This is a genomic window from Azoarcus sp. L1K30, from assembly GCF_018122735.1.
GTDB lineage: Bacteria > Pseudomonadota > Gammaproteobacteria > Burkholderiales > Rhodocyclaceae > Parazoarcus.
This window is the reverse complement of the sequence record NZ_JAGRRD010000001.1, coordinates 113,259-139,054: the sequence shown is the minus strand read 5'-3', so window position 1 is coordinate 139,054 and position 25,796 is coordinate 113,259. Positions and strand designations below refer to the sequence as shown.

Here is a 25,796-nt window from a genome sequence, read left to right as displayed (position 1 = left end):
CGCCCCGGCAGGCCCTTACCGACGTCCTCAGGACACCGGCACCAGGAAGTCATCGGCAATCCGGTTACCCAGAGACTGCACACGATCGAGCAGGCGCATCGTATAGCTGTGCAGCCCACCGCGCACGATGTCCTCGATGCGACCGAAGCGCAATTGCGCCTCGAGTTCGCCAGCCTGACGCTCGGTTTCGGCCGACTGCGCGTTGCTCACACCCTGCAGGTTTGCATAGACCTCTTTCATGCAGCGCGCCAGGGAACGCGGCATGTCGGCACGCAGCAGCAACAGTTCGGCCACCCGTGCCGGGGTGATCAGGTCGCGATAGACCTTGCGGTAGACCTCGAATGCCGACACCGAGCGCAGCAGCGCACTCCACTGATAGTAGTCCGCAGCGCCACCCTCGGCCTCTCCCGCCGGCAGCAGGATCTGGTATTTCACATCGAGAATCCGGGCCGTGTTGTCAGCGCGCTCGAGGAAGGTCCCGATGCGGATGAAGCGCAACGACTCGTCCTGCAACATCGTGCCGATGGTCACGCCGCGCGAGAGGTGGGAGCGATATTTCACCCATTCGAAGAACTCGCCCGCCCCGACGTCGAAGAATTGCTCGCGTGAGAAATCACGCATCCGCAGCCAGGTGGCATTGGTGGTTTCCCACAGCTCCGAGGTCAGGGTGCCCCGCACCGCATGACCGTTTTCGCGTGCTGCACGCAGGCAGTTACGGATGCTCGACGGATTGGTGTCGTCGAAAATCATGAACTCGAGGACGTTGTCCGGCGTGATGTCGGCAAAACGCTCGTGGAACGCCCCCTCGAGCCCCATGATGCGCAAGGTCGCCCCCCACGCCTGGTCCTCCTGAATCTGCGACTGCGGCATCATCGACATCCGATGGTTCACATCCAGCATCCGCGCGATATTCTCTGCCCGCTCCATGTAGCGGGCCATCCAGTAAAGGTGATCAGCAGTACGGCTCAGCATTTCGTGTTCTCCATCACGCCATTCATCAGGCTTCAAGCACCCAGGTGTCCTTGGTACCGCCGCCTTGCGACGAGTTCACCACCAGCGAGCCCTCGCGCAGCGCCACCCGGGTCAGTCCCCCCGCCACCAGCTGGATCTCCTCGCCCGACAGCACGAACGGGCGCAGATCGATGTGACGCGGGGCGATGCCGGACTCGACGAAGGTCGGGCAATTCGACAAAGCGAGCGTGGGCTGGGCGATGTAGCGCTCGGGATGTTGGATCAGAATCTTGCGGAAGGTCTCGATCTCGTCCTTGCTTGCGGCCGGCCCGACCAGCATGCCGTAACCGCCCGACCCATGAACTTCCTTGACCACGAGCTCGGACAGATGGTCGAGCACATAGGCCAGGTCTTCCTTCTTGCGACACATTGACGTCGGAACGTTGTGCAGGATCGGCTCTTCGCCAAGATAGAAGCGGATCATCTCCGGCACGTAGGGATAGATCGACTTATCGTCGGCGACCCCGCCCCCGATGGCATTGGTCACGGTCACACCGCCCGCCTGGTAGGCACGGAGCAGCCCGGGCACACCGAGCACCGAGTCGGGGCGGAAAGCCAGGGGATCGATGAAATCGTCATCCACCCGGCGGTAGATCACGTCGACCCGCTGCGGCCCCTGCGTGGTGCGCATATAGACATGGTCGTCCTTGACGAACATGTCCTGCCCCTCGACCAGCTCGACCCCCATCTGCTGGGCCAGGAAGGCATGTTCGAAATAGGCGCTGTTGTATGCACCCGGCGTCATCACGACCACGGTCGGGTCGGTGACGCCGGTCGGCGCCACGCTGCGCAGCATGTTGAGCAGCATGTCCGGATAACGGTCGACCGGCGCCACCTTGTAACGCGAGAACAGGCGCGGGAACAGCCGCATCATCATCTTGCGGTTCTCGAGCATGTAGGACACGCCCGACGGCACGCGCAGATTGTCTTCGAGTACGTAGTACTCACCCGCTCCCGCGCGCACGAGATCGACACCGGCGATGTGCGCGTAGATGTCGCGCGCAACGTCTATGCCCTGCATCACCTTGCGGTATTGCGCATTGTTGAGCACCTGCTCGGCCGGAATGTGCCCCGCTTTCAGGATATTCTGCTCGTGATAGATGTCTCCGATGAACAGGTTAAGCGCCTTGACGCGCTGACGCAGCCCTGCGGCCAGGGTCTTCCATTCATCTGCGGGGATGATGCGCGGAATGATGTCGAAGGGAATCAGCCGCTCCGTTCCTGCATTTTCTCCGTATACCGCGAACGTGATTCCATAGCGGTGAAACAGCGCATCCGCCTCTGCACGCTTCTGCGACAGCCGCTCTTCAGGCATTTCCGACAGCCAGTTGGCATACGAGGCATAGTGCGGACGAATCCGCCCCGCCTCGTCAGTCATCTCGTTATAGAAGTTCTTTGTGATCATGACGCGAAGCCTGCCTTTCTCGAAGTGATTCCGGACAGTTCCTTACCAGCGAAAAGCGTGCCAGCGCAAAGACATGCGGTGAACCCGCATGCCATCACTTTATGACGGCATCGCGCACCAATACAGTGCATCAAGAATATCCTGCACCAAGAAGTGGTGCATGCACACGGGTCAGCCAGATTTGACCGGCGAAAAAAAACCCCGCCTGAGCGGGGTTTCTTCAAGGCTGAAGTACCTGAATCAGATGCGTTCCCAGATGGTGGTAATGCCCTGGCCGCCACCGATACACATGGTGGCCATGCCATAGCGGCCATTGACGCGAATGAGCTCGTGCAACAGCTTGGTAATGATCACGCCGCCGGTTGCACCAACCGGGTGCCCCAGCGCGATCGCGCCGCCGTTCGGGTTCACCTTCGCGGGATCGAGCTCAAGCCCCTTGTTCACTGCCAGCGACTGCGCAGCGAAGGCTTCGTTGGACTCGATGACATCGATCTTGTCCAGCGACAGGCCGGCGCGCTGCAACGCAATCTTCGACGCCGGAATCGGGCCCTCGCCCATCAGCTCGTTCGGCACGCCGGCAATGGCGTACGACACCAGGCGTGCGATCGGCTTGTGACCGCCCGCTGCCGCCTTGGCCGCATCGGCCAGCACCAGGAAGGCGGCCGCGTCGTTGATACCCGAGGCATTGCCCGCCGTCACCGAGCCATCCTTCTTGAAGGCCGGCTTCATCTTGCCGAGCGCTTCCATCGTGGTCGCGCGCGGATGCTCGTCCGTATCGAACACAACCGTGCCCTTGCGGGTCTCGAACGAGATCGGCACGATCTGGCTCTTGAAGCGGCCATCGGCGATCGCTGCCGCGGCGCGTTGCTGCGACTCGAGCGCGAATGCATCCTGGGCTTCGCGGCTGATGTCCCACTTGCTCGCGAGATTTTCGGCCGTGATACCCATGTGGCCGACACCGAACGGATCGGTCAGCACTGCCACCATGGCATCGATCGCCTTGGTGTCGCCCATGCGCGCACCGCTGCGCAGCGCAGGCATCAGGTAGGCACCACGTGACATCACCTCAACACCGCCGCCAATGGCGAAATCGGCATCACCCAGCAAGATGGCCTGGGCAGAGTTGACGATGGCCTGCTGTGCAGAACCACACAGCCGATTCACCGCGAATGCCACCGAATCCTTGCTCATGCCGCCCTGGATGGTGGCAACGCGCGCAACGTAGGCATAACGGGAATCGGTCGGAATGCAGTGACCGACGGTGGCAAACGACACCGCTGCAGGATCGACACCGGCACGCGCAATGGCTTCCTTGACCACCAGGCCGCCCAGTTCGCCCGGTTCGATATCCTTGAGCGAGCCATTGAAACCACCCACTGCGGAACGTACGGCACTCAACACTACGACTTCACGATTTGCCATCAATACACCCTCCTCGAAAATTAGCCGCCCACCCAGCCAGCGAGACTGACCAGGGCAAGCAGTACCAAGCAAACGAGCAAGGCCCGCCAGACGAGCCCTACCGTGCTTTGCATGTAATCGGCACTGGCTTCTTCGCCCAGACCCATTTCCGGCCTGTCGACGATTTCACCCGAAACGTGCACCGGCATACCGAGGCGAACCCCCAGCGCACCAGCACCGCTTGCAATCAGTATAGCGGAGCACCTGTCCGGCCACAGCATTGCCTGCGTACGCCAGCAGGCCACCGCATCCTCGAAATCGCCCGCCACCGAGAACGAGGCCGCGGTCAGGCGCGCCGGCAGCCAGTCGATGACCGCGAAAGCCTGTCGCGCAAAACTGCCGAAACGGCCGAACTCGTTGTCGGTGCGCCCACCCCATTCATCGTCGAAGAACCGCGCCAGGCGATACATCAGCGCACCGCTGGCACCCGGCAGGAGCACGAACCAGAACGCCACCCCGAACACGCAGCGGTGCGACGCGACCAGCGCGTGCTCAATGGCCAGTCGCGCCACTTCGCTCGAACTCGCCTCGTGGTACTGCCCGCCCTGCCACTCGGAGAGCAGGGTGCGCGCACGATCGATTTCACCCATGCGCAGCGCCAGATGTATGTCGGTGAAGAAATGACTCTCCTGGCGAAAACCCATGGTGAAGTAGAGCACCACGATATTGAACAGGAAGGCCAGCACGGGATGTGCATGCCACAACAGAAAGTACGCCACGGCGCACGCAACGGTGGCCAGCACCACCACCAGCGCCCACGCAATCCGGCCGTTTCGCGCCTGACCGTCATTGAGTCGCAGCGCCAGCGCGGCAGACAGCCTGCGCAATGGACCGACTACGAGCCCCTGCGCGGAAAGCGGGCGGACCTGCTCGATCAGCAGGGCGATGATGAGCGAAAGAAGCGTCATACGTCGTAGATCAAATGGGGGAATCAGAGCTTGTGCTTGTTTTCATCCACGATACCACAAAGGCGTTGCAGTTTCGCCCGGCGACGGCCAGTCAGCAACCCGCGACTCCGGCTTGCTGCACCCCATCGTCGTACTGCCTGGTCCGGGTCGCCACCAGAATTCCGCGGCGATCGTTCAGTGCCCCTGGGCGAGCAGACGGTAGAGCGACATCAACATTCCCGCAGTCGCCCCCCAGATGTAGTAGTCACCGTAAGGCATGGCGTGAAAGTGGCGCGTGCGCCCGTCGATTTCGAGACTGTGGCGCAGGTGATTGGCTGGGTCGAGAAAATGCGCCAGCGGCACCTCGAACGCCTCGGCGACCTCGAAGGTATCGAGCGTCAATTCAAATGGCGGGCGCACCAGCCCCACGACCGGCGTGACCCGAAAGCCCGTGCCGGTAAAGTACTCCGGCAGGCTGCCGAGCAATTCGACGTGCTCCGCGGCCAAGCCGATTTCCTCCTCGGTTTCGCGCAGCGCGGTCGCCACTGGCGAAGCATCGCCGCGCTCTACGCGCCCTCCCGGAAAGCTGATCTGCCCCGGATGGTGATGAAGGTGATCCGTGCGGCGTGTAAGCAGAACCGAGTGCGCGCCGTCCCTGAACACAAGTGGCACCAACACCGCAGCCGGCATATGCGTGCTCGCATCGGGCAACTCCGGCCAATCGGCGCTCGGCGAGGTCTTCGCCTGTGCAAGTCGCGCTCGCAGCGTTGCCGCAAAATCATCATCTACCGATACCACATCCGCAACCTCAATCAGACCACCATCCACAACACCCGGCAAGTCATGCCATGCGTCACACTTGCGCGATTCGATCAGGGCCAACGCCAGTCAATAACGTCGACGCAAGACGAGGCGGTTTCCGTCGCGCGCCATCTCCATCCGGTTCAGAAAACTCATACCCAGAAGAATGAGCGGCATGTCGTTCTCAAGCACGACGGCATCCACGTCGTTCAGGCTCAACTCGCCCAACTGCACCGAATCGAGCTTCACCCTCCACACGTTTACCACGCCGTTCGCGGTCTGCGTGCGCCCGAGCGTTGCACGCGTCAAGTCTATACCGAGCCGACGCGCATCGGCGCGTCCGATCGACACCACCGACGCACCGGTGTCGACCAGAAACCGGACCGATGCGCCATTGATCCGTCCGGTGGTCAGAAAGTGCCCCTGTCCGTCCGCCTCGAGGTGGACGGACGCATCGCGCCCGTCGGCCGCCCGCCGCACCACCCGTTCGCCCAAACGCACACGCTCGCGCACCTTGTCCACTTCAACGACAGCCACCTCCCCCTCGATCGCCAGCAGCCGCACCCCTTCCGGGGAGCGCTGCCCGATCGCCAGTGTTCTGGGAGAACCACCATCAATGACCAGAACTGCCGCCCTGGTTCCCAGCACCCCGGCCACGGCGACCTCGGCAGCGGCGCATATCGCGGGAGACGCAAGACTAAAACTCACGATCAGCATACGCGATACAGATAACGGAAAACCCATTCGCCCCCTCCAGTCCTGACCCGGCTCACGACCGGTTATCCCACACCGCCGACCTTTCGTCGAGCCCCTCGCGCAATTGCGCGCACACGGCACTAAGATTCACAGCACAAAAATCCAACAGGATCCTCCGTGACCATCATCCGCGTTCCCGCGCGCCTTCGCGGCTTCACACTGATCGAGCTCATGATCACGATTTCGGTGATTGCGGTGCTGCTCGGCATCGCCGTGCCGTCCTTCCAGACCATGATCATCAACATGTCGCTGGCGAGCGCGGCGAACGAGGTATCGGCTGCTTTGCAACAGGCGAGAATGGAGGCAATTCGGAGAAACCGCCGCGTGTCGTTCCAGTTGGACACCAATCGCCAATGGACGGTGTATGTCGATACCAACGCCGATGGTGCATATGACTCGGACGACGACATCACCGACAGCAGTGACACCAACTTTCCCAACCCCATTAAGCAAGGCAGCTATGGCGACCGGGTCGCCACAGTGGGGGCAAACGTGAATGTGACGTTTACCGGGCTTGGCAACGGCAGCTCCGCAACCATCTGCCTCAAGGTTTCGGGGCACTCCGTTAGCAAGAAGATCACGCTCGAGCCATCCGGTCGACCGATGCTCGAAACCAAGGGAACGGACTGCTCATGACCCGACATTTTCAATCCGGCTCAAGTCTGCTTGAAGTGCTGATTGCAGTGCTCGTACTTTCATTCGGGCTGCTCGGTATTGCAGGCATGCAGGCAAGCGCCCTGCGCAATAATCAGAGTGCTGCGGAGCGCAGCCAGGTCGTTTTCATGACCTACTCCATCCTTGATGCCATGCGCGCAAACATCGACACGACTACCGACCCATACTCTTTCCGTACATCGGACTACACAGCGGAAGCAGTCCTCGGCGACTGGCAGTGCACTGCACCGGCGGGGGCGTCCCTCGCCGCCAAGGATGCAGCCCGCTGGATAAACAATCTGCATGCCAACCTTGGCAGCTCCGCCTGCGGCAAGGTGACCTGCAATCTGAACACCTGCACGGTCAGCATCCGCTGGGACGACAGCCGCGGCACAAGCGGCTCCGACGCGCAGATCATCGAAACCAGGAGCCAACTGTAATGCCCCGCCCGCAAGTCCGTCCGCAAAACAGGCAGTGCGGCCTCACGCTCGTTGAGCTGATGATTTCGCTCGTGCTGGGTCTTATCGTCACCGGCGGCGCCGTCAGCATTTTCGTCGGCAACCGGGATGCCAATCGCGCCACCGAGAACCTTTCCCGGATGCAGGAAAACAGCCGGATTGCATTCGAACTCATGGCGCGCTCGCTGCGAGAAGCCGGGGGCAATCCCTGCGGAGCAGGCGTGGTCGCGAACGTACTCGAAGATAACGATACAACGTGGTGGTCGAACTGGTCGTCCAACGCAATTCACGGTTACGACAATACGACAGCCTCGCCGGCAGTGACGATCGGCACCGGAACAGGTCAACGCGTTTCTGGCACGGACACCGTCATCCTGATGGCTGGCGGCGACTCAGGCGTCTCGATCGTCAGTCACGACGCCCCCGCCGCTCAATTCAAGGTCAGCACAAAGGCCCACGGCTTCAAGGATGGCGACATCCTGATGGCCTGCGACAATACCCGAGCAGCCATTTTCCAGACGACACAGGCAAGCGACACCAATGTCACGCTGGTCCATAACACCGGGAATACGACTTCGCCCGGCAACTGCAGCAAGGGCCTTGGCTACCCCACGGAGTGTTCAGAACTGGGCACCGCATATTCGTTCGAGGGCAATGGTTATATCGTTAAACTCGTATCCGAAACATGGTTCATCGGCAACAACGCCCGAGGTGGCCGCTCCCTGTTCAGGAGCACGCCTGTGATCAACTATGCCGATCCGAAGGTTGCACCGACGGTCGTCGCGACGGAAGTCGTCGAAAACGTCACGGACATGCAGCTGCTCTACAAGACCCGGGATCCAGCAAAGTCCGGCGGCACCAACGACTATGTCGCCGCTGGCAGCATTACCGACTGGTCCGATGTCGTCGCAGTGAACGTTGAGTTGACCTTTGTCAGCACGGACAAGATTTCCACGGCTGCCGGCCGCCCTGCCCTCGAGCGCAAATTGGTTCAAGTCGCAACCCTTAGGAACCGCGCACCATGAGAAGCCTGCCGCGTTACTGCCCCGCACAGCAACGGGGCGCCGCACTCATCATCGCCTTGATACTGCTGATGGTCATGTCGCTGCTTGGCCTCTCCAGCATTCGGGCAACGACGTCGCAAGAGAAGATGAGCGCCAACACCTACGACCGCAGCCTGTCCTTCCAGGCCGCCGAAAACGCCCTCCGTGTGGGTGAATCGAAGGCAAAGGATTGGGGCGACGGGAAGATCGGGTCGGCAATCGATCCCGCGCCGCCGAGTAATGACGTATGCAATCAGACGGCCTGTTCCAGCGCAGGCCTGTGTCAAATTCCCGATCCGGACTGCATGACACCGCGCTGGAATGCGGCGAACCCGCCCTGGCAGAACACCAACGCAATGGGTGGCCTCAGCGGCACCCCACAGTATTTTGTCGAAGCCCTGTCAGTGGATGCGCCATGCAATCCAAAGGACCCCACCACGGGGCTGCAGAATTGCAAGCGCTTCCGTATTACTGCTCGCAGTGCAGGCAGCGGACGCGCCACTGTAGTGCTTCAATCGATCTACGCTACCGACTAAGGAGCCGACCATGAAGAACCATTCGAGAGACTTACCTGGCATCCGGCTCCTATTGACGACCTCGCTTTCCATCGTCAGTGCGGTGGCTGCGGCCGCAGTGACGATTCCGGAGTCGCCCCTGATCGCATCGCAGGTGGCGCCACCCATGACGATGATCGTATCGGGGAGGGATCACAAGTTCTTCTATGAAGCCTACAATGATGCGAGCGACATAGACGGCGATGGTGTGCTTGACGTTCGCTTCAAGCCTGCGATTACCTATTACGGTCTGTTCGACTCCGCGCTCTGTTATACGCTGCCCGCCGGCGGCTCGAACAGTGACTATTTCAAGCCGTCGGGCTATGCGACTCCGACCACGAAAGACCCCAACGGCACGTGCCCGGGAGATGAATGGTCAGGTAACTTCCTGAATTACCTTACGACGAGCAGAATCGATGCCTTGCGCAAGGTACTGTACGGCGGCTATCGCGATGTCGATACCAGCACTCAGACCATTCTTCGAAGGGCCTATATTCCCCAGGACGCCCATTCCTGGGCGAAGGAATATACGAGTACGACTGTAGATGGCTATGCGATCGAAGATTACTCATCGCTCAGTCAGCCCTCCTCGGGGAAACGCCATCTTTTTGGAAATATGACCAATACAGCTGGCTCTGACTGTTCGACACTGAGCAATTGCAGTGACAAGCCTCCCAGGCTACGCGTAGTCCAGAACAGCAGCAACCGAGTGTGGGTATGGGCTTCGTCCGAGCGTCCTGTGCTCAACGATGGAAACGCGGGGAGCGACACACGCAACAATTATACCGTCCGAGTTGAAGTGTGCACGAACACCTACAATGGCGGCTGCAAGAAGTATCCGAATGGTAATTACAAGCCGACTGGTCTTCTTCACGATTACGGCGAAAATGACAGCATGCTGTTCGGCCTGCTGACCGGTAGCTACAACAAGAACATGTCCGGTGGGGTCCTGCGTCGGGTCCTCAGTTCGTTTTCAAAGGAAGTGACGGCAAGCACCGGAGTCTTCGATAGCGCGAACGCCACGATCGTAAAATCATTCAACAGCCTTCGCATTCGCGACTTCAATAACACCAGAACGGACAACTCCTATCGCAAAGGTTGGTTGACAACAAGTGCGATGAGCGAAGGTGAATTCATCGATTGGGGCAACCCCGTCGGTGAAATGATGTACGAAGCACTCCGCTATATTGCTGGCAAGAAAACCCCGACATCAGCATTTGACACTTCGGGAAGTTACGATGCAGACGTCGGTCTCCCACATCCTGAATGGGATGATCCATATGCGTCGGACAGTGCCGCAAAGGCACCGTATTGCGCCAAGCCGAACATCCTGACGATTTCGGACATCAACCCGTCCTTCGACTCGGACTCCATACCGGGGTCCAGTTTCGGATCGTTCAGCGGCGACCTCACGATGGATGCGACCAAACTTGCCGACACCATCACGCAGAATGAAATTGGCGTTATCGGAAAGCACTTTATCGGCCAATCCGGCTCGACAATTGACAGCGCACCAACGGCGAAAGATGTCACCTCCCTTGGCAATATCCGCGGACTGGCGCCAGAGGAACCAACCAAACAAGGGAGTTACTATTCTGCATCGGCGGCATATTTTGGCAAGAAGACCGACCTGAATGGTGCGCAAGGCACTCAAAATACAGACACCTATGTCGTCGCACTCGCGTCTCCTCTGCCCAGAATCGAAATCGCAACGCCGAACGGCAAGGTGACGATGGTGCCTTTTGCAAAATCCGTCAGCGGCTCCTCGATCAGTGCGACGAAAGGTAACTTTCAACCCACGAACCAGATTGTGGACTTCTATACGGACACCATCGCAAATACCGGTGAAGCCGACAAGAATGCAAGCATCAACGACGGCCGTTTCTATGCAAAATTCCGCATCAATTATGAAGACGTAGAACAGGGTGCCGACCATGACATGGACGCCATTTCGGAATACGAGATCGCGCTCCAATCGGATGGCACAGTCAATATCAAGGTAACCCCGATTTACCAGGCTGGCGGCATCAGACAGAACATGGGATACATTCTGTCCGGCACCACGCAGGATGGCGTCTACTTGGTGGTTCAGGACGAAAACGTAGATACCGCCTACTATTTGAACGTACCCCCCGGGAAGAGCCCGGGCTACTGTGACGTCGCGTCCCCCCCGAGTGATTGCTATAAGTTGCCCTACACGGGAAACGGATCCAGCGACAGAACCTTTACTGTCGGCGGTTCCAGTGCAACCCTGTTGAAGGACCCGCTTTGGTATGCGGCCAAGTGGGGCGGCTTCGTTGATAAAAATGGAAACGACATCCCGGATATTGACGCCGAGTGGGACGCCGACGGCAATGGCGTGCCGGACACCTACTTCCTGGTGCAGAACCCGCTCAAGTTGAAAGAAAGCTTGAAGAAGAGTTTTGACACCATCATCGCGCGCACGGCGAGTTCCGGCAACATTTCATCGAGCAGCACCAAGGTCACGACCGACACTCGCGTCTTCCAGGCGGTCTATAACAGCGGTTCATGGGACGGCGAGCTGACGGCAACCCTGCTCTCCGGAACGATCAGCTGGCAAGCGACGGCTAAAATGCCGTCGGCAAGCGCTCGCAAGATCTTTACCTTTAACAGCACCACCAGTGCCGGCGTCGAGTTCAAGACACTGAGCAGTCTGTCGACCTCCCAGCAATCGGCGATTGGCTCACAGGGAGTGCTCGACTACATCCGCGGCGATCAGAGCAACGAGATACAGAACAATGGAAGCCTGCGCAATCGAAAGAAGGTGCTTGGGGATATCGTGGATTCCGCACCTTATTATGTGAAGGACACCGGAACAGTGTATGTGGGCGCAAACGACGGAATGTTGCATGCTTTCGATGCCAAGACCGGTGTTGAGCAGTTCGCCTATATTCCATCAACGGTCGTCGACAAACTGGCGAGTCTGTCGAGTCCGGGCTATGCCCACACCTATTTCGTCGATGGCGATGTAGCTGTATCCACACTCAGCCAGACGACCGACAAGAACATCCTCGTCGGTTCCACAGGCCGGGGCGCCAAGGGCGTTTTTGGCCTCGACGTCAGTCTCCCCGCGAGCTTCTCCAGTTCGGACGTATTGTGGGAATACACCCAAACCACGGACAATGCGGAAACCGTGAAAGGTCACCTGGGCTACGTTCTGGGTGCCCCCGTCATTGGCAAACTCCACAATGGCGTTACCGCAGTACTCTTCGGTAACGGATACAACAGCGACAATGGCGATGCGGTCCTGTTCATCCTGAATCTGAAGACCGGGGCAGTCATCGCGAAGATTGCGGCCGGGAAGGCCGGAGACAACGGCCTGGCTGCGCCAACCCTTTGGGACAAGGACAATGACGGAACTGTCGATTACGTTTTTGCCGGAGATCTGAAGGGCAATGTGTGGAAATATGACCTGACCGACGAAAACCCAAATAACTGGACAATTGCCTACAAATCCGGCAGCACTCCCGCTCCGCTATTCACTGCCAAGGACAGCGGGGGAAAGGTTCAGCCGATTACGGCACCGATTACCGTGGCAATCAATGACGTGACCGGCAGTGATAGTTTCGGCGAGACCTTTGTCTTTTTCGGCACAGGCAGCTTCATGACCAATTCTGATCCTCTGAATCACGATATTCAGACTTGGTATGGTCTCATCGACGGTAGCAAGATTGGGGGCCGATCGGACTTGACTCAGCGTACCTTTGTGGTAAGTGAAGGCTACGTTACCGACAAGAATGGAAAGAGCGTGCGGGTCAGGTCGGTGTCAAAGTCCTCGGATGGTGACATGAAGGGCAAGAAGGGTTGGTACCTGGACCTCATGGACACCTCCGCCCGCGGCGAACGAATTGTCAGCCATTCGGTTCTGATCAATCTAACCAAGCCGGTCTTGGAAGTGTCCAGCATCATCCCGATCGTTGGCGACCCGTGTAATCCGGAAGGCGCGGGCTTTGTCAATGCGGTAGATCCATTCACTGGCGCCCAAGTCGATTTCCCCTTCATGGATGTCAATGGTGACGGCAAGTTTGACGACAACGACATGATCGACGGCAACTATGTCAGTTCGATTGATCCGGGTGTGGGCATGCCGGGTGCGCCAATTCTGGTCGGCTCGACCAATATCGTCTCGGGAACGAACACCAAACAAGAAAAAATCAACAAGTATCCGGGCGGGAAGGCATTCTCCGGCCGCATGTCTTGGCGCGAAATCATCTCGGAGTAAGCATCAATGAAGCATCAGAAGGGTTTCACGCTGATTGAACTGATGATCACGGTGGCCATTGTCGGCATTCTTGCGGCAGTGGCTTACCCAAGCTATCAGCAACACATTCTCAAGACGCGCCGCGCCGAAGCGAAAGCCTGCCTCAGCGAACTGGCACAATTCATGGAGCGCTTCTACACGACGAACCTGCGCTACGATCAAGACAGCGGTGGGACGGCGGTTGCATTGCCGAATATCCAGTGCAGGACTGACCTCACGAATTTTTACACGACCCAGTTCGTCGCGAACAGTCTGGGCCAACGTAGCTACTCGCTCGAAGCCGTGCCCAAGGGGAGCCAGGCGAGTGATACCGCCTGCGGCACACTCAGTCTGACTCAGGCCGGAGTGAAAGGAAGCAGCGTCACAGGTGCGGCAGCAAAGTGCTGGCAATGATTTGGGCTGACCTAGCGTCGAAATCGACTCGGTAATCGATCCAGCGCCCCGGCAAACGCCCGGGGCGTTTTTCTTCCAACATTCTTGACCGACCGGTCGATCAATTTAACAAACATTTGATCCAGATCAAATGCGGACACCTTCGCCTGCCTCACATTTGCGTCCACGCAGCACAGGCTGCGCCACGGATAATGATGAGGAGACAGGAATGGCACATAACGAGAAGCTGGCACTGACGATGGAGTTTCCGCCGGCGACCGAACAACCGAACATCTATCCGCTGTCGTGGAACGCGCAGACGGCAAAGATGGAAGAAGTGTGGGACGCTGCCCAGCGCGAGAACTGGGACCCGAAGAAGCTGCCTTGGGACACGCTGGATGTGGAGTCCTACACTTGGGAAGAGCGCGAATCGATTGCCTACTGGTGGACCCTGCTGTCGGTATTCGACGCCTCCGCCCCACCGGTGTTCGCGGAAGCCTTCATCAAGACCTATGAAGTGCATGAGGAAGATCCGGTGCGCCGCTGCTTCTTCTCCGTCACCCGTGACGAGCAGAACCACGAGCAAATGTGCGGCCTGGCCATCACCCGCTTCCTCGGCCATCCGGATCCCATCACCTACGAACCTAAGACCGAACTCGGCAAGCGCCTGCAGAAGAACGCCAAATGGCTGTACTACAACGGCGGCCGCTATTGGACGGGCTACAAGAAGGCGGTGCCGAAGTATTCGCTGGCCGTGCTGTTCTCGTCCTTCCTGATGGGCGAGATCGCTGCCGCGACCATCTTCAAGCAGATGCACGACAATTCGCGCGAACTGGTGTTCAAGGAGGCCTTCCGCAACATCGGTCGTGACGAAGGGCGCCATATGGCGATCTGCATGGCACTGATGGAACGCGATTATCCGAAGCTTCCGCCCGAAGACAAGGCACTGGTGACCAAGCAGATCCGCGCCGGCTATCTATTCCTGTCTGCTGTACTGTTCGAGCCACCGATGGAATTCTGGGACCTGCCGACCGACTTCATCGACAATCAACGTGAAGCCGAAGAAGTGGCACGGGGCGCGGGCTTCGGCGTACCGAGCTACGAGGCGAAGAAGGACAACTGGAAGAACGCCATGCTGAACCTGAAGGGCGTGCTCGACCGCTATGAGATCCCCTTCCCCGCCATCCCGGAGGTTGGTATCTCGGGCCAGGAGATCTCCGACATCGACATGAACGATATCATTCCGGTGTTCTGACGCCTGCCGGCGCCATTCGGGGCAGATCGCGATCTGCCCCGAATGTGCGGTGCGCAACATGTTGCATGCGCGGGCCGGCCTTGATGCCGGCCCGCCTCACAAGAAAGACGTATTGCAGATCAAGGCGGCGCGGCGCAGCGCCTGACCGACGGCGCGTGCTTTACCCTCACTGAGAGAGAACACGAATGCAGAAGATCAAACTCCACCCCTCCGGTCGCGAAGTCGAATGCCAGGGCGGTGATACCGTGCTGGCTGCGCTTGAACGCGCCGGCTATGCTCTCCCCAACAACTGCCGGGCGGGTGCCTGCGGCGAATGCAAGGTCAAGGTGTTGTCCGGGCAGTTCGACCAGGGCATGGTGCTCGACATGGCGCTGTCACAGGAAGAGCGCAAGCAGGGTTTCGGCCTCATGTGCATGGCCAAGCCACTGTCACCCGAACTGGTGATCGAATGGGGCACGGAGGACGCCAAACCCAAGCTGTTTCCGCCGCGTGAAGATCAGCGCTTCGTGCTCGTCGACCGCATCGCCCGCACGCCCGGCATCGTCGAGCTCAGGCTGCGTCCGGTCGGCCAGGTCATGCGTTACTGGCCGGGCCAATATGTCACCCTCGGCGACGAGCGTGCCGGCGCGCCGATGCGCTGCTACTCGATTGCGAACGCCCCGCGCACCGATGGCGAGATCGTGCTCCAGATCACCCGCGTGGACGACGGCAAGACCAGCATCTGGGCACACGACCGGATCACGCTCGGCGACGTGGTCAAGCTGTCGGGCCCCTACGGCACCTTCATCGGTGACCCTGCAGTCGATTCCCCGGTACTGTGCATGGCGTCGGGTTCGGGCCTCGCGCCCATTCTCGCGCTTGCCGAGGCCGCCCTGCGCCGCGGCTATCGCAAACCGGTCACCCTGATGTTCTCGGCCCGCACCGAGGCCGACCTTTACGATACCGGCCTGATGCGTTACTGGGAAACCAAGCACCGCAACTTCACCTACAAGCCGTCTCTGACACGTGAGAAACGCGACGGTCGCCTGAGCGGGCGCCTCCCCGATGTGCTGCCGCAGGTGTTCAAGGACCTGTCCCAGCACAGCGTATTCGTCGCCGGCAACCCGGATTTCGTCGCGGCCTGCGTCAGCGCGGCGAAGGCACTGGGTGCGCGCGACGAGATGATCCATACCGAGGGCTACTTTGGCCAGGCGCAGCCGGAAACGGCACCCGCCAGCCACCTGGTCAGCCCCTGAAATGAACGAAGCCCTCGCGCGTTGCGAGGGCTTCGTTCCCGGCTTGTGTTGCCAGATCCACTTGCCGACCTTGATCTACCGCCGGCACCAGCAGGGTGCATCGAGATTCAGTCGCGAAAGTTGCCGAACTGCAGCGGAAAGTCGGTGATCGTCTTCTTCACCAGTGCAATCGCCTCCTGCAGTACATCGCGCTTGGCACCCGAGACGCGCACCTCCTCGCCCTGGATGGCCGCCTGTACCTTGAGCTTGTTGTCCTTGAGCAGTTTGACGATCTTCTTCGCCATTTCCTGCTCCACGCCCACCTTGACCTTGACCTCCTGCTTGACCTTGTTGCCGGACACCTTCTGCAGGTCGCCATACTCGAGGCAGCGGACATCGACCTTTTTTGCGGTCATTTCGGGCAACAGGATGTCTTTCATCTGGCTGAGCTGGAAGTCGCTGTCGCCGTGGAGCGTCAGCAACTTGTCGCTCTGCTCGACACGCGCATCCGTCCCCTTGAAATCATAGCGATTGGTGATCTTGCGATTGGCCACCTCGACCGCGTTCTTCAATGCGACGAGGTCGACTTCGGACATGATGTCAAACGAAGGCATGACGTTCCCCAGGCGCGCGATCAGCCGAAATGGCAGATGTAGTGATAAGGCTCGCCGCTGACTTCGATGTCGAAGCTAGCGTTGCCCGGCACGTTGAACGACTCACCTGCAGCGTAGGTCTTCCACTCTGTTTCGCCTTTCAGGCGAACGCGGCAGCTGCCGCTGACCCCTTCCATGATCTCGGGCGCGCCGGTATTGAACGTCAGCGACGCAGGCAGGATGACGCCGACGGACTTGCCCGTGCCATCGGCAAAGCGCACGCCGTGGCTGATGCATTTGCCGTCGAAATAGACATTGGCCTTGGTGGTGACGGCGACGCCGTCGAGCTTCTCGGTAATGCTCATGAAAACTGCCTTCCTTATTCGATACCCATGAACTTCTGGATCAATGCCTTGGCCACAAAGCCTACGAACCCCAGTCCCAGCGCGAGGAACATCCACGCCGTTCCGTACTTGCCGGCCTTCGACTCACGCGCAAGACTGCCGATGATGAACAACATGTACAGGATCAGCGCGGAAAAACAGACGGTCAGCGAGATCTTCTCGAACTCGGCAATCGTCAGGCCAAAAATCAGTACATCGTTTTCCATCACCGGTGTTCCACAATATTCCGCCAGGTGCGCGAGTGATCAGCCGCGCTTTGCCTTGGCATTGGCCGCAATCCGCATGCGCAGCGAATTAAGGCGGATGAAGCCCTGTGCATCCTTCTGGTTGTACGCGCCCTGGTCGTCCTCGAAGGTTGCAATCGTCGGATCAAACAGCGAATCGGTCTTCGAATCGCGCCCGGTCACGATCACGTTGCCCTTGTAGAGCTTGACCCTGACCCAGCCATTGACGGTCTGCTGGGTGCTGTCGATCAGCGCCTGCAAGGCCAGGCGCTCGGGGCTCCACCAGTAGCCGTTGTAGATGATGCTGGCGTAGCGCGGCATGAGGTCGTCCTTGAGGTGGGCAACTTCGCGGTCGAGCGTGATCGATTCGATGGCGCGGTGCGCCTTGAGCAGGATGGTCCCACCCGGGGTCTCGTAACAGCCACGGCTCTTCATGCCGACATAACGGTTCTCCACCAGATCGAGCCGGCCGACGCCATGCTTGCCGCCGAGCTCGTTGAGCTTGGCCAGCACTTCGTGCGCCTTCAGGCGGGTGCCGTTGATCGCGACGACATCACCCTTCTCGAATTCCAGATCGACATATTCGGCCGCATCCGGCGCAGCCTCGGGCGACACCGTCCACCGCCACATGTCCTCTTCGGCCTCGGCAGCCGGGTTCTCGAGGTGACGGCCTTCGAAGGAGATGTGCAGCAGGTTGGCATCCATCGAATAGGGCGAACCGCCCTGCTTGTGCTTCATCTCGATGGGAATGCCTGCCTTTTCCGCGTAGGCAAGCAGCTTTTCGCGCGACAGCAGATCCCACTCGCGCCACGGCGCGATCACCTTCACGCCCGGCATCAGCGCGTAATAGCCGAGCTCGAAGCGCACCTGGTCATTGCCCTTGCCGGTAGCACCGTGCGAGACCGCATCGGCACCAGTGGCACGCGCGATTTCGATCTGGCGCTTGGCAATCAGCGGACGAGCGATCGACGTACCCAGCAGGTACTCGCCCTCGTACACCGTATTGCAGCGGAACATCGGAAACACGAAGTCGCGCACGAACTCTTCACGCAGATCGTCGATGAAGATGTTTTCGGGCTTGATGCCGAACTTCAGCGCCTTCTGACGTGCCGGCTCGAGTTCCTCGCCCTGCCCGAGGTCTGCGGTGAAGGTCACCACTTCGCACTGGTAGGTGTCCTGCAACCACTTCAGGATTACCGAAGTGTCCAACCCGCCGGAATAGGCGAGCACCGCTTTCTTCACATCGCTCATGTTCTTGTCCAGTCTTTGTTGCCGCGGGGCCTCGTGGGCATACGGCGGTTAGCAGCCAATTCGCGTTATCAGTTTGCCTTCTCGTCCCCGACGCGACCGAGCACGAGAAATTCCATCAGCGCCTTCTGCACGTGCAGGCGATTTTCGGCTTCGTCCCACACCACCGACTGCGGACCGTCGATGACCTCGGCGGTCACCTCCTCGCCCCTGTGGGCAGGCAGGCAATGCATGAACACCGCATCGGGTGCGGCCACCGACATCATCTCGGCATCGACGCACCAGTCGGCAAACGCCTTCATGCGCGCCTCGTTTTCGGCTTCGAAGCCCATCGAGGTCCACACGTCCGTCGTCACCAGATGTGCGCCCTTGCAGGCCTCGAGCGGATCGGCGAACTGCTCGAAATGATCGGTGCCGTAGAGGCCGGCACGCTCGGGCTCTACTTCATAGCCCGGCGGCGTGGACACATGCACATTGAAGTCGAGGACCTCGGCGGCCTGCAGCCAGGTATTGCACATGTTGTTGGAGTCGCCCACCCAGGCCACGGTTTTGCCCTTGATGCTGCCTCGATGCTCGATGTAGGTGTAGATATCGGCGAGGATCTGGCACGGGTGATACTCGTTGGTCAGCCCGTTGATCAGCGGCACGCGCGAGTTGGCGGCGAAGCGTTCGATGATGCCCTGTTCGAAGGTGCGGATCATCACGACATCGCTCATGCGCGAGATGACCTGTGCCGCATCCTCGACCGGTTCGCCGCGCCCGAGTTGAGAGTCGCGGGTATTGAGATAGATCGCGGAGCCCCCGAGCTGTTGCATGCCGGCTTCGAAAGACAGCCGCGTACGCGTGCTGGCCTTCTCGAAGATCATTACCAGCGTGCGATCGAAGAGCGGGTGATAGGGCTCGTAGTTCTTGAATTTCTCCTTGATCCACTTGGTACGCTTGAACAGATAGGCGTACTCGTCAGCGCTGAGATCGTTGAACTGGAGATAATGCCGGGGTGATGTCATGGGCGTCTGCCTTTGCCGTCACTGCGACAGGAAATCTATGATCAGCGGAGCCAGCGCGTCGACCAGCGCGGCGGCGTCGTCGCGACTGAAGATCAGCGGGGGCAGCAACCGCACCACGCGCTCGGCGGTTACGTTGATGAGCAGCCCCGCATCGAGACCACGTGTGACCAGCGCACCACAGGGGCGATCGAGCTCGATGCCGATCATCAGTCCGCGACCGCGAATATCGACCACGCCTTTCACGCCGGCGAGGGCCTCGGCCAGTCCGCTGCGGATCGCGTCACCGACCGCGACGGCATTCGCCATCAGATCGTCGTCGGCAATCGTATCCAGCGTTTCCAGGCCTGCAGCACACGCAAGCGGATTGCCACCGAAAGTGGAGCCGTGATTGCCCGGCTTGAACAGACCGGCAGCCTGACCTGCGGTCAGGCATGCGCCGATCGGCACCCCCGAGCCCAGACCCTTGGCCAGAGTCATGACGTCCGGGCGCACATTCGCATGCTGCCAGCCGAACCATGCGCCGGTGCGACCCAGCCCGCACTGGACCTCGTCACAGATCATCAGCCAGCCCATCTCGTCGCACAGGGCGCGCACCTCTCGCTGAAAATCGTCATCGGCGATATTGATGCCACCCTCGCCCTGGATCATTTCCAGCATCACTGCAACCACGCCATGGTTATGGGCGGCCACGTTGCGCAGTGCATCGATATCCTTGTACGGAACCCGCACAAAGCCGGACACCAGCGGTTCGAACCCCGCCTGCGTCTTGCGATTGCCGGTCGCCGACAGTGTCGCCATCGTACGACCATGAAACGCATTTTCCATCACCACGATGGTCGGCACCTCGACGCCCTTCTGATGACCATACATGCGGGCGAGCTTGATCGCGGCTTCATTGGCCTCGCAACCGGAGTTGCAGAAGAAGACCTCGTCCATGCCCGAGACTTCCGCCAGTCGGTCGGCCAGTCGATCCTGCAGGGGAATACCGTACAGGTTGGAGGTATGCAATACGCGGGACGCCTGCAGTGAAATGGCGCGAACAAGACGTGGATGGTTGTGTCCGAGCGTCGATACCGCAATACCGGAGAGCGCATCCAGATAGCGCTTGCCCGATTCGTCGTGGAGCCACACCCCATCGCCGTGCGTGAATGCCACCGGCAATCTGGCGTAGGTGTTCATGACATGGGACATGGAAAACCCCGATCAGGATGGACCAAAAACGCGCACGGCGGCCAACGCCGCCGTGCAGGAAAGATCCCCGATATTAAGCCAAAACAGGGGCAAATGTACAGATGGCGCCAGAAGCGGGCAATTGCTGCAGCACGGTCAACGCCGATGAATTCTGCTAGAATCCGCCCCGGTTTATCGCAGCGGCCGGCAATCCCTGCCCTGCACCATTCCCCGTAGCCGACATGGCATGACACATGAATCAGAAGATCGAAAGCTTCGTCATTATCGGGGTCACAAGGGAAGGAAAAACATTCCGCCCAAGCGACTGGGCGGACCGCCTATGCGGCATCATGTCGGCTTTCGGCGCCGACCATCGCATGATGTACTCCCCCTACGTGCGCCCCGGTTGCACCCTCAAGGGCCAGAAGACCGTCATGGTCGACGCCCGTCTTTACGACATCGAACCGCTCGCCTACAAGTTCATGGTCAACTTCGCCAACGACAATGAACTGACGATGGAGCCGATCAGCGACGATCAACTCTGATCGCAGCGCGCGATAGCACATCGCCTGGCACGAACAGGCGCCTGTGCACCGTGCACTTCAGCAAGCCCCACCCACAGACAATCCGGACACACCCCACGCACAAATAAAAACGGCGACCATGAAGTCGCCGTTTCTGATTGCGGCTGCGAGCCGCATCGATACCGGAAGATCAGGCTGCCATGGCCTTGACGGCAGCAGACAGACGGCTCTTGTGACGAGCAGCCTTGTTCTTGTGGATGATCTTCTTGTCAGCGATGCTGTCGATGGTGCTCATCGAAGTGCGGAAGACAGACTGAGCGGCAGTCTTGTCACCACCCACAACAGCCTTGCGCACGGCCTTGATCGCAGTACGCAGACGCGAACGCAGGCTAGCGTTATGGGCGCGGGCCTTGGTCGCCTGACGTGCGCGCTTGCGAGCTTGTGCCGAGTTGGCCATAGATTTGATTCCCGTGAAATTCGTGGTTCTAAGAAGCCGGCGATTTTAACTGTTAACCCCGACCGGTGCAAGCAGGCAGCGAAGAAATATGGCGCGTACCGGACGGCAGCCCGCTATCATGCCGCCTTTACCCGTTGTGCAACACCCAAGATGAATCTCCTGCGCGCCCTCGCCACCGTCAGCGGCATGACACTCATGTCGCGGATACTTGGATTCGTCCGCGATTTCGTCATCGCCCGCGCTTTTGGCGCCGGCCTCGCGACCGACGCGTTCTTTGTCGCCTTTCGCCTGCCCAACCTGCTGCGGCGTATGTTCGCGGAAGGCGCCTTCTCCCAGGCCTTCGTTCCAATCCTCGCAGAATACAAGAACCGCAAAGGGGACGATGCGACGCACCACCTGGTCGACCGGGTGGCCACCCTGCTCGGCCTGGCCGTCGCGGCGGTGGCGCTACTGGGTGTTCTTGGCGCGCCGTTGATCATCCAGATCTCGGCCCCAGGCTTCGCGGCCGATGCGGACAAGTTCGCACTCACCGTCGAGCTCACCCGCATCACCTTTCCCTACATCCTGTTCATGTCCCTGGTCGCACTGGCCGGCGGCATCCTGAACACCTGGAGCCGCTTCGCCGTACCCGCCTTCACCCCGGTACTGCTCAACCTGTCCTTCATTGGCATGGCACTGTTTGCAGCACCCTATTTCGACCCCCCGGTATTGGCGCTGGCGTGGGCGGTGTTTCTGGGCGGCATCCTCCAGCTCGGCATGCAGATCCGGCCTCTTGCGCGCATCGGCATGCTGCCACGCTTTCGCTTCGACTATTCGGACCCCGGTGTGCGGCGCATTCTCAAGCTGATGGCGCCTGCCATTCTGGGCGTCTCGGTGAGCCAGATCTCGCTGCTGATCAACACCATCTTCGCCTCTTTTCTGCCCAGTGGCAGTGTGTCCTGGCTCTACTATGCCGACCGCCTGATGGAGTTTCCGTCCGGCATGCTCGGCGTCGCACTCGGTACCATCCTGTTGCCGAGCCTCTCCAAGCTGCACGCCGACGCCAACCCGGAGGCATTTTCGTCGCTACTCGACTGGGGCCTGCGGCTCACCCTGATGCTGACGCTTCCTGCGGCACTCGGACTGGCCATGCTTGCCGTACCGCTGATCAGCACGCTGTTTCACTATGGAGCTTTTGCCGTCGGCGATGTCATGCACACGCGCGACGCGCTGCTGGCCTACAGTATCGGCCTGACCGGCATGATCCTGGTCAAGGTCCTGGCGCCGGGCTTCTACGCCCGTCAGGACATCCGCACACCGGTGAAGATCGCGTTGCTCACGCTGCTCGCCACGCAACTGATGAACCTGGCCTTCATCGTGCCGCTGGCGCACGCCGGCCTGGCGCTCTCCATCGCCCTGGCCGCCTGCCTGAACGCCGGACTTCTCTATCACGGCCTGCGCAAGCGTGGCGTCTATCTGCCGCAGCCCGGGTGGACCGCGTTCTGGCTCAAGCTGGCGGCGGCTCTCGCCGTCATGGCGGCGGTACTCTGGCTTGGCACGGGCACCGATGCAGTCTGGTTTGCACGCAGCGGGCTGGCGCGGGTCGGCTGGCTCGCGGCGATCGTCATAGTCGCGGCGATTGCATACTTCGCGACCCTGTTCGCGCTCGGCTTCCGCCCCCGAGATTTCCGCCGTCGCGCGGCCTGAGGCCGACCGCACGTGAATTCGGTGTCGGCATACGCCATCAGCCGCTAGAATATTCAGGACGATCCTCACCGCAAGGAAGGCCGACATGAAGCTCATCAGTCAAGACGTCGTGGATGGCGCCCGCATCGATGGCGAATTTGCGTTCTGCATCCCGGCGGACGAAGGCCATGTGGAACTCGCCCCCAACCGCAACCCGCATCTGGCGTGGTTTGACGTGCCCGACGGTACCCGTTCCTTCGCACTCATCTGCCACGACCCCGACGTCCCGAGCAGTGGAGAGGACGTCAACCAGGAAGGCCGTAGCGTGCCCACAAGCCTGCCGCGGGTCGACTTCTTCCATTGGGTACTCGTCGATATTCCGGCCGACACCCGGGAGATCGTGGCCGGCAGCTTTTCCAACGGCGTGACCCCTGGAGGCAAACCCGGCCCGGCCGCGGCGCTCGGCACCCGTCAGGGCGTCAATAATTACACCGACTGGTTTGCCGGCGATGAGTCGATGCGTGGCGACTATCACGGTTATGATGGCCCCTGCCCGCCGTGGAACGACGAGTTGCTGCACCGCTATATTTTCACGCTGTATGCACTCAATGTCGAACGCTGCCCGGTCGAAGGCCGCTTCGGTGGCCCGGAGGTGCAAAAGGCCATCGCCGGCCATGTGCTGGCGCAAGCCTGCGTGACCGGAACCTACACCCTGAACCCCGACGTGGGCGACTGATCAGAGGCCAGCGGCCACACCCTCGCGACGGGGGTCGGCCGCGCCGAACCAGCCCTGCGGAGCACGCACGACGAGGCCAATGCCGCTGGTCAGGTCGCGCACCACCGTCTCCTGTCCGAACAACGCCAGCCGCGAGGCCAGCGCGCGCCCTTCCGCGGTATTCTCCACTTCGGTCGGGCCGTTGCGACTGCCGACATGGGGGCGGGCCAGCAGCGCATCGGGCGCAATGTGCCAGTCGACCAGGCCGATCACCGCCTCGGTCACGAAATTGATGATCGCACTACCCCCTGGCGAGCCCAGCACCGCGTGCAGACGCCCGTCGGGCGCGAACAGCAGCGTCGGCGCCATCGAACTGCGCGGACGCTTGCCGGGCTCGACACGGTTCGGATGCAGGCCTCGGACATCCCGGGGCACGAAGGAGAAATCGGTCAGCTGATTGTTGAGCAGCATGCCGCGCACCATGCGCCGGCTGCCAAAGGCATCCTCGATCGAAATCGTCATCGACACCGCGTTTCCCGCCGCATCGACGATGGATACATGCGAAGTCGATGCGCGCTCGGGATGCACTGCCGGCACCGCGCGCTGCACCTTCCCGGGCTGCCCGGCCTGCGCGCGGCGCAGACTCGAATCGAGCGCAATCTGCTGCGCGCGGGCGCCGATGTAGGCGGCATCGAGTAGCTGCGCGGGCGACAAGGGCATCGCGCGCGGGTCGCCATACCAGGCATCGCGGTCGGCAAACGCCAGGCGCCCGGCTTCGGCAAACAGGTGGCGGGAAAATGCGCTGTCGGGATCGATCCCCGCCAACGGAAATCTCGACAACAGCCCCAGCATGGACAGCACCGTTGCCCCACCGGAACTTGGCGGCGGCATGCCGCACACGCGCCAGCCGCGATAAGGACCGCACAGCGCGTCGCGCCGGATCACGCGGTACGCGGCAAAGTCGGCCAGCGACAGCGTGCCGGGATTGGGACCCGAATTGACCACATCGACGATCGCCGCCGCGATGTCGCCGCGATAGAACGCATCCGCGCCGTCGCGCGCCAGCACGCGCAACACCTCCGCCAGCCGGGGATTGCGCAAGCGCGCCCCGACCGCCAGCGGTGCGCCGCCCGCATCGTAGAAGAGCGCCCGCGCCTGTGCATCCTTGGCCAGAAATCGATCGCCGCCGATCAGGGCATGCAGCCTGGGCGACACTGGAAAGCCCTCTTCCGCCAGTGCGATGGCTGGCGCGAACAGGCGCGCCCACGGCAGGCGCCCGTGGTGCCGATGCACCTCGCCAAGCAGCTTCGCCAGCCCCGGCACGCCAACCGCGCGCCCGCCCACGGCGGCGTCATGGAAGCCCAAGGGCTTGCCGGACGCATCCAGGAACAGAGATGCATCGACGTCCGCCGGCGCGGTCTCGCGCCCGTCCCACGCACTCATGCGGCCATCGGCGGCAGAGTAGTGCAGCAGAAAGCCGCCGCCGCCCAGCCCCGACGATTGAGGCTCGACCACATTCAGCACCAGGGCCGCGGCGATGGCAGCGTCTGCGGCTGATCCACCACCACGCAGGACGGCCAGTGCAACGTCGGTCGCATGCGGATTCGCCGTGACCACCATGGCGTGTTCCGCGCTC

The 25,796-nt window shown here is 60.7% G+C and carries 25 protein-coding genes; 11 read left to right on the top strand and 14 right to left on the bottom strand.

Translation table 11 applies throughout. The features are described from left to right. Positions 1–27: 27 nt before the first annotated feature. The 6 genes from J5J83_RS00600 to J5J83_RS00575 form a co-directional block, all read right to left on the bottom strand. Positions 28–972, bottom strand: a complete 945-nt coding sequence (locus tag J5J83_RS00600) for an alpha-E domain-containing protein (protein ID WP_212343990.1) — start codon at positions 970–972, stop codon at positions 28–30. A gap of 25 nt (positions 973–997) precedes the next feature. Further along, on the bottom strand, positions 998–2,416 hold the full coding sequence (locus J5J83_RS00595; RefSeq protein WP_212343989.1) for a circularly permuted type 2 ATP-grasp protein: 1,419 nt from the start codon (positions 2,414–2,416) through the stop codon (positions 998–1,000). 240 nt (positions 2,417–2,656) lie between these two features. Continuing rightward, positions 2,657–3,838 carry an acetyl-CoA C-acyltransferase family protein gene (locus J5J83_RS00590; RefSeq protein ID WP_212343988.1) on the bottom strand — a complete coding sequence of 394 codons (1,182 nt, stop codon included), beginning with the start codon at positions 3,836–3,838 and terminating at the stop codon, positions 2,657–2,659. Between the two features lie 20 nt (positions 3,839–3,858). Further along, entirely contained in the window at positions 3,859–4,785 is a 927-nt protein-coding gene (locus J5J83_RS00585; RefSeq protein WP_212343985.1) for a CobD/CbiB family protein, read from the bottom strand. Between the two features lie 174 nt (positions 4,786–4,959). Then, complete coding sequence (locus J5J83_RS00580; RefSeq protein WP_212352683.1) at positions 4,960–5,454, bottom strand: CoA pyrophosphatase; 495 nt, start codon at positions 5,452–5,454, stop codon at positions 4,960–4,962. 198 nt (positions 5,455–5,652) lie between these two features. Continuing rightward, positions 5,653–6,309 carry a TIGR02281 family clan AA aspartic protease gene (locus J5J83_RS00575; RefSeq protein WP_249115570.1) on the bottom strand — a complete coding sequence of 219 codons (657 nt, stop codon included), beginning with the start codon at positions 6,307–6,309 and terminating at the stop codon, positions 5,653–5,655. 129 nt (positions 6,310–6,438) lie between these two features. Here J5J83_RS00575 and J5J83_RS00570 point away from each other — a divergent pair, with 129 nt between their 5' ends. The 8 genes from J5J83_RS00570 to J5J83_RS00535 all read left to right on the top strand — a co-directional run bounded on the left by J5J83_RS00570 (position 6,439) and on the right by J5J83_RS00535 (position 16,174). Further along, positions 6,439–6,957 (top strand): GspH/FimT family pseudopilin, encoded by a 519-nt coding sequence (locus J5J83_RS00570; protein ID WP_212343983.1) that lies wholly within the window; start codon positions 6,439–6,441, stop codon positions 6,955–6,957. Then, positions 6,954–7,415, top strand: a complete 462-nt coding sequence (gene pilV / locus J5J83_RS00565; RefSeq protein ID WP_212343981.1) for a type IV pilus modification protein PilV — start codon at positions 6,954–6,956, stop codon at positions 7,413–7,415. Before J5J83_RS00570 ends, pilV begins: the two co-directional genes overlap by 4 nt. Further along, entirely contained in the window at positions 7,415–8,458 is a 1,044-nt protein-coding gene (locus J5J83_RS00560; RefSeq protein WP_212352676.1) for a PilW family protein, read from the top strand. The genes pilV and J5J83_RS00560 overlap by 1 nt, the downstream gene beginning before the upstream one ends. Next, positions 8,455–9,012 carry a PilX N-terminal domain-containing pilus assembly protein gene (locus tag J5J83_RS00555; RefSeq protein ID WP_212343978.1) on the top strand — a complete coding sequence of 186 codons (558 nt, stop codon included), beginning with the start codon at positions 8,455–8,457 and terminating at the stop codon, positions 9,010–9,012. The genes J5J83_RS00560 and J5J83_RS00555 overlap by 4 nt, the downstream gene beginning before the upstream one ends. A gap of 10 nt (positions 9,013–9,022) precedes the next feature. Next, positions 9,023–13,273: a PilC/PilY family type IV pilus protein gene (locus J5J83_RS00550; RefSeq protein ID WP_212343976.1), complete on the top strand. Its 4,251-nt coding sequence runs from the start codon at positions 9,023–9,025 to the stop codon at positions 13,271–13,273. 6 nt (positions 13,274–13,279) lie between these two features. Beyond that, a complete protein-coding gene (locus J5J83_RS00545; RefSeq protein ID WP_212343974.1) occupies positions 13,280–13,705 on the top strand; it encodes a type IV pilin protein in 426 nt (141 codons plus the stop codon). A gap of 208 nt (positions 13,706–13,913) precedes the next feature. Further along, a complete protein-coding gene (locus tag J5J83_RS00540) occupies positions 13,914–14,939 on the top strand; it encodes a diiron oxygenase (RefSeq protein ID WP_212343972.1) in 1,026 nt (341 codons plus the stop codon). A 185-nt stretch (positions 14,940–15,124) separates the two neighbouring features. Then, positions 15,125–16,174: a 2Fe-2S iron-sulfur cluster-binding protein gene (locus J5J83_RS00535; protein WP_212343971.1), complete on the top strand. Its 1,050-nt coding sequence runs from the start codon at positions 15,125–15,127 to the stop codon at positions 16,172–16,174. Between the two features lie 107 nt (positions 16,175–16,281). Here the strand turns inward: J5J83_RS00535 and J5J83_RS00530 are convergent, their stop codons facing one another. The 6 genes from J5J83_RS00530 to J5J83_RS00505 form a co-directional block, all read right to left on the bottom strand. Next, positions 16,282–16,767, bottom strand: coding sequence for a YajQ family cyclic di-GMP-binding protein (locus tag J5J83_RS00530; RefSeq protein ID WP_212343963.1), 486 nt, complete (start codon positions 16,765–16,767; stop codon positions 16,282–16,284). A 20-nt stretch (positions 16,768–16,787) separates the two neighbouring features. After that, a complete protein-coding gene (locus J5J83_RS00525; protein ID WP_212343962.1) occupies positions 16,788–17,111 on the bottom strand; it encodes a pyrimidine/purine nucleoside phosphorylase in 324 nt (107 codons plus the stop codon). Positions 17,112–17,125: 14 nt separating this feature from the next. Next, positions 17,126–17,356, bottom strand: coding sequence for a DUF2788 domain-containing protein (locus J5J83_RS00520; protein WP_212343961.1), 231 nt, complete (start codon positions 17,354–17,356; stop codon positions 17,126–17,128). A 39-nt stretch (positions 17,357–17,395) separates the two neighbouring features. After that, positions 17,396–18,625, bottom strand: a complete 1,230-nt coding sequence (locus tag J5J83_RS00515; RefSeq protein ID WP_212343958.1) for an argininosuccinate synthase — start codon at positions 18,623–18,625, stop codon at positions 17,396–17,398. A 68-nt stretch (positions 18,626–18,693) separates the two neighbouring features. After that, entirely contained in the window at positions 18,694–19,629 is a 936-nt protein-coding gene (argF, locus tag J5J83_RS00510; protein WP_212343956.1) for an ornithine carbamoyltransferase, read from the bottom strand. Between the two features lie 18 nt (positions 19,630–19,647). After that, positions 19,648–20,820 carry an aspartate aminotransferase family protein gene (locus J5J83_RS00505; protein WP_212343954.1) on the bottom strand — a complete coding sequence of 391 codons (1,173 nt, stop codon included), beginning with the start codon at positions 20,818–20,820 and terminating at the stop codon, positions 19,648–19,650. A 233-nt stretch (positions 20,821–21,053) separates the two neighbouring features. Here J5J83_RS00505 and J5J83_RS00500 point away from each other — a divergent pair, with 233 nt between their 5' ends. Continuing rightward, on the top strand, positions 21,054–21,344 hold the full coding sequence (locus tag J5J83_RS00500; RefSeq protein ID WP_212343952.1) for a DUF3579 domain-containing protein: 291 nt from the start codon (positions 21,054–21,056) through the stop codon (positions 21,342–21,344). Between the two features lie 169 nt (positions 21,345–21,513). Here the strand turns inward: J5J83_RS00500 and rpsT are convergent, their stop codons facing one another. Beyond that, the gene (rpsT, locus tag J5J83_RS00495) at positions 21,514–21,780 is read right to left on the bottom strand and encodes a 30S ribosomal protein S20 (RefSeq protein ID WP_212343950.1); all 267 of its coding nucleotides are present in this window, start codon (positions 21,778–21,780) and stop codon (positions 21,514–21,516) included. Positions 21,781–21,930: 150 nt separating this feature from the next. Here rpsT and murJ point away from each other — a divergent pair, with 150 nt between their 5' ends. Together murJ and J5J83_RS00485 are read left to right on the top strand one after the other, a co-directional pair. After that, positions 21,931–23,466 (top strand): murein biosynthesis integral membrane protein MurJ, encoded by a 1,536-nt coding sequence (gene murJ / locus J5J83_RS00490; RefSeq protein ID WP_212343948.1) that lies wholly within the window; start codon positions 21,931–21,933, stop codon positions 23,464–23,466. An 85-nt stretch (positions 23,467–23,551) separates the two neighbouring features. Next, positions 23,552–24,181, top strand: a complete 630-nt coding sequence (locus J5J83_RS00485) for a YbhB/YbcL family Raf kinase inhibitor-like protein (protein WP_212343946.1) — start codon at positions 23,552–23,554, stop codon at positions 24,179–24,181. Here J5J83_RS00485 and ggt read toward each other — a convergent pair whose 3' ends face one another. Then, positions 24,182–25,780, bottom strand: coding sequence for a gamma-glutamyltransferase (gene ggt / locus J5J83_RS00480; RefSeq protein WP_249115569.1), 1,599 nt, complete (start codon positions 25,778–25,780; stop codon positions 24,182–24,184). Between the last annotated feature and the right edge of the window lie 16 nt (positions 25,781–25,796).